Origin of the sequence: Ruminococcus sp. CAG:330 (assembly GCF_000437175.1) — a bacterium.
In the GTDB taxonomy this organism is placed as follows: domain Bacteria; phylum Bacillota; class Clostridia; order Oscillospirales; family Ruminococcaceae; genus Ruminococcus_C.
Genome location: NZ_FR897992.1, coordinates 3,789 through 7,732, shown reverse-complemented (window position 1 = coordinate 7,732; position 3,944 = coordinate 3,789). Strand labels below are relative to the sequence as shown.

Below are 3,944 nucleotides of genomic sequence, written 5' to 3'. Positions count from 1 at the left end.
CAGGTCTGGCAGCTCAACAGGAATACGGCGGTCGAACCGTCCCGGACGGAGCAGCGCAGGGTCGAGGGATTCCGGACGGTTGGTCGCTGCCAGAATGACAACGCCCTTGGAGCCGTCGAAGCCGTCCATCTCGGTCAGCAGCTGGTTCAGGGTCTGTTCCCGCTCGTCGTTGCCGCCGCCGAACTGTCCGCCGTCACGCTTTTTACCAATGGCGTCGATCTCGTCGATAAAGACGATACACGGCGCCTTTTCGTTTGCCTGCTTGAAGAGGTCACGCACCTTGGCAGCGCCCATACCCACGAACATTTCTACGAACTCCGAACCGGAGATGGAGAAGAACGGCACGTTTGCCTCGCCGGCGACTGCCTTCGCCAGCAGGGTCTTACCGGTACCGGGAGGACCTACCAGCAGCGCACCCTTTGGCATGGATGCGCCGATTTCTTTATAGCGCTCCGGCTTGTGGAGATAGTCCACGATCTCCGCCAGCAGCTCCTTTGCCTCCTCTTCGCCGGCGACATCCTGAAACTTGATGCCGGTGGTGGACTTGACGTAGACCTTGGCATTGCTCTTGCCCATGCCGAACATCATCGAACCGCCGTCACCGCCCATGCGCTGCGCCATCTTCTTGTTGAAGAAGTAGAACACCAGCAGCATCAGGGCAATGGGCAGCACGCAGGTGATCAGGATGTACAGCAGAGGACTGGTGCCGTTGTCGATCTCTGCCTCGAATTTTGCGCCGGAGTCGTACAGACGGGAGATGAGATCCGGATCGTTCAGCACGCCGGTGCGGTAGATCTGTTTCTCATCCTTGTCGGTGAAGGTGATCTGGCTGGATTCGATCTGAACCGAACCGATCTCCTTGTTTTCCGTCATGCTGATGAAGGTGTCGTATCCTACTTCCTTGACACGTCCGTTGAACAGGTTGGGAAATACGAATGCCTGTAGCAGCAGGAAAATACACAGTGCGATGATCCAATAGGAGATGACTGGTTTCCGTGGCTTCTTTTGCTCTTCCATAGGATGCCTCCTTTTATTTTTACGTTAAAATTATCATAGCATAAAATTTTGTCAGCTGCAAGCGAAGCGGGTGAAATTTTGGTGATAGCGTCATTGAATGAGTGCCACGGCATCCGGCGGGAGAAACATCCCGAACTGCGGCGGAGCTTCGGAGAATACGCCGAACGCCAGCAGTGTCGCCGCAAGAATTGCCAGCCCCAGCCAGTTGCTGCCCTGTGCCCGTTCCAGCCGGCGGTGGCAGAACCGTGCACAAACACCGGCACCTGCCAAAAATGTGAGAATGTCCAGCGGCAGGCAGTGGAATCCCAGAATCCCCCGGTAGGTGTAGAACGAGGACAGAATCGTCAGCATCCCCAGCCACACGCCCTCGGCACGGACCAGCAGATATCCACGATATTGTTTGCCGAGCCAGAAGTATTCGGCGATGGTGTAGATGAGAAAGGGCGTAAACAGGAGCTTCAGGTGTTCCCAGCTGCTCTCGCTGACGGGGGCATAGAGTCCCACAACCCGGTTTTCTCCCGTCCAGCCGTAAACGAAGTGGAGCAGCGTGCCCGCAAAAATCACCCAGAGCAGCCCGAGCCATGTACTGCAAATGCGTTGCTTTTTCACACAAATCACCTCAGTGCCAGCATATGCGGCACACGGGAAAATGTGCGGGCGGATTTTAGAACCTGTCTTCACAAGAAATATATGTGGATTTTCGAGCATAATTTTGTTGCAGACAAGGCAAAAATACGCAGGCGGGCTGTCGCCTGGCAAGTATTTTTCACGCAGTATGCAACAAAATTTGCCGAAAAGACACGTGTATACGCTTGTGAAGACAGGTTCTTATTTCTCTGTTGTTTCGGGGAGGTGGAACTTGTGTCGGGCTGCCTCTACCAGCAGCTTTGCAGAACCCTCGATGCCCAGCAGGCTGCTGTTAAGGAAGATGTCCCGATAGCGGGTGTTGTTGACTTCGCAGCCGGTGTGGGTGCGGTAGTACTCCGCCCGTGCCTTGTCCACCTCTTCGATGATGCGCTGGGGTTCCGCAGCGGTGCAGCCCAGCGTGTGGATGCTGCGGACGATGCGTGCCTGATAGGGAGCAAAGATGTAGCAGCGGATGACGTTGTCCCGCTCCCGCAGCAGGTAGTCGGCGCAGCGTCCCAGAATGACGCAGTTCTCCTGTTCGGCGTGCTGCATGACCAGCTGGCTCTGCACTTCGAACATGCGGTCCTGCTTCAGGCTGCTGCCCACGCCCAGCGGATATGCCATCTGGTAGTAGCCGGTGATGCCCTTTTCGGTGAGCTGCACCAGGGAACACAGGCTCTCGTCCATAGCCTGTGCCTCTTTTTCGATGTTGCTGCGGTCGTACATGGGAATACCCAGCTCTTTTGCCACAGCAAGGGCGATATCTCTTCCGCCGCTTCCGAACTGGCGGGTAATGGTAATGACATAATTTTGCATAATCAAAAATCTCCTCTCCAAGGCTTTTGGGGTGCAAAAAGCCAGTCTGATTTTCTCCATCATACCACAAAATTTGCGTTTTTTCTATATTAGAATGTGAATGATTCGGAATTTTTTGTGCACGGGTGGCGAAAATGTTTCGGCGGAATATTTTCAAAATCAAGAAACAGCAAACGGGACACAGGGCGGAGCGGTCTTGTTCGCTCCGCCCTCGAAAAGCTGGCGCTTTTCTCACCCACCTTCTCCGCGCACCGAAAGCATGGCGCAGGGATTTCGCCGTCTGCGGACGGCGACTTAGAGGGCACGTGCCCTCTAAGAACACCTCGCCAGCTGCGCTCAGCTGGAGCAGCCTGACGAGTCAAACAAATCCCGATTCTTTTGGTTTCTCCACGAAAATTTTTGTGATACCGCATATTTATAAAGCTCAAAGATTTTTCGTCTGAAATCCGCCCTTGCATTTCTGCGCCAAATGTGGTACAATGGAGAAAAGAATGCGGGCATCTGCCCCACAGATAGGAGATAATCAAAATGGTAGTTATCGAAATGGAAAACGGAAAGAAGATCGAGATCGAGCTGTATCCGGAGATCGCCCCGATCTCCTGCGAGAACTTCGAAAAGCTGGTGAAGCAGGGCTTTTATGACGGCCTGACATTCCACCGTGTCATCCCCGGCTTCATGATTCAGGGCGGCTGTCCCAAGGGCAACGGCACCGGCGGCCCGGGCTGGCACATCAAGGGCGAATTTGCTGCCAACGGCGTAAAGAACGACCTCAAGCACACCCGCGGCGTGCTGTCCATGGCTCGTGCGATGGATCCCAACTCTGCCGGCTCTCAGTTCTTTATCATGCATGAGGATGCGCCCCATCTGGACGGTCAGTATGCCGCATTCGGCAAGGTCGTTTCCGGCATGGAAGTGGTAGACGAGATCGCCAGCACAGAGACCGACTACAGCGACAAGCCACTGAAGCCGCAGATCATGAAAAAGGTAACTCTGGTATAAGCATTGGAATGAGGTCGCATGGGACGAACAGCGGGTTATAAAACCAAACAGCGGGAATATATTCTGGAATATCTGCGCAGCTGCGGGACACGCCACACCACCGTGGGTGAGATCGTCCGCCACTTGCAGGATAGCGGCACACCGGTGGGAACTGCCACCGTCTATCGCCATCTGGAGCAGCTGGTGGAGGATGGCGCCGTGCGGAAGTACGTGCTGGATGAGAAATGCGGGGCGTGCTATCAGTTTTTGCCGGAACAGGCGGAGGCGTGCCATGAGCATTTTCACCTGAAATGCACCTGCTGCGGCAAATTGTTCCACGTGAGCTGTACGTATCTGGATCAGCTGAACCAGCATCTGCTGGAACACCACGGATTCACCGTGGATCACACCAAGACGGTTCTCTACGGGGTGTGCGCAGATTGTGCCGGAACGCAAGAGAAGCATTGAGCGGCTGCCTTTTCGAGCAGAGGCATATGGCTCGGAAA

General features: G+C 54.8%; 5 protein-coding genes. 2 read left to right on the top strand and 3 right to left on the bottom strand.

The window, feature by feature from the left end:
* The 3 genes from QZL66_RS01245 to QZL66_RS01235 form a co-directional block, all read right to left on the bottom strand.
* Positions 1-1,017: ATP-dependent metallopeptidase FtsH/Yme1/Tma family protein (locus QZL66_RS01245; protein WP_293601748.1), on the bottom strand; the 1,017-nt coding region annotated here is incomplete at its 3' end.
* A 90-nt stretch (positions 1,018-1,107) separates the two neighbouring features.
* Complete coding sequence (locus tag QZL66_RS01240) at positions 1,108-1,626, bottom strand: DUF6512 family protein (RefSeq protein WP_293601747.1); 519 nt, start codon at positions 1,624-1,626, stop codon at positions 1,108-1,110.
* Between the two features lie 219 nt (positions 1,627-1,845).
* The gene (locus QZL66_RS01235) at positions 1,846-2,460 is read right to left on the bottom strand and encodes a cytidylate kinase-like family protein (RefSeq protein WP_022409952.1); all 615 of its coding nucleotides are present in this window, start codon (positions 2,458-2,460) and stop codon (positions 1,846-1,848) included.
* 528 nt (positions 2,461-2,988) lie between these two features.
* On the opposite strand from QZL66_RS01235, the gene QZL66_RS01230 reads away from it, so the two are divergent.
* A complete protein-coding gene (locus QZL66_RS01230) occupies positions 2,989-3,459 on the top strand; it encodes a peptidylprolyl isomerase (RefSeq protein WP_022409951.1) in 471 nt (156 codons plus the stop codon).
* 18 nt (positions 3,460-3,477) lie between these two features.
* A complete protein-coding gene (locus QZL66_RS01225; RefSeq protein WP_022409950.1) occupies positions 3,478-3,906 on the top strand; it encodes a Fur family transcriptional regulator in 429 nt (142 codons plus the stop codon).
* The last annotated feature ends 38 nt before the right edge of the window (positions 3,907-3,944 follow it).

Bases quoted from the DNA above. Each gene is read 5' to 3' on its own strand.
- QZL66_RS01235 (WP_022409952.1), bottom strand. From the start codon at position 2,460: ATGCAAAATTATGTCATTACCATTACCCGCCAGTTCGGAAGCGGCGGA.
- QZL66_RS01230 (WP_022409951.1), top strand. From the start codon at position 2,989: ATGGTAGTTATCGAAATGGAAAACGGAAAGAAGATCGAGATCGAGCTG.
- QZL66_RS01225 (WP_022409950.1), top strand. From the start codon at position 3,478: ATGGGACGAACAGCGGGTTATAAAACCAAACAGCGGGAATATATTCTG.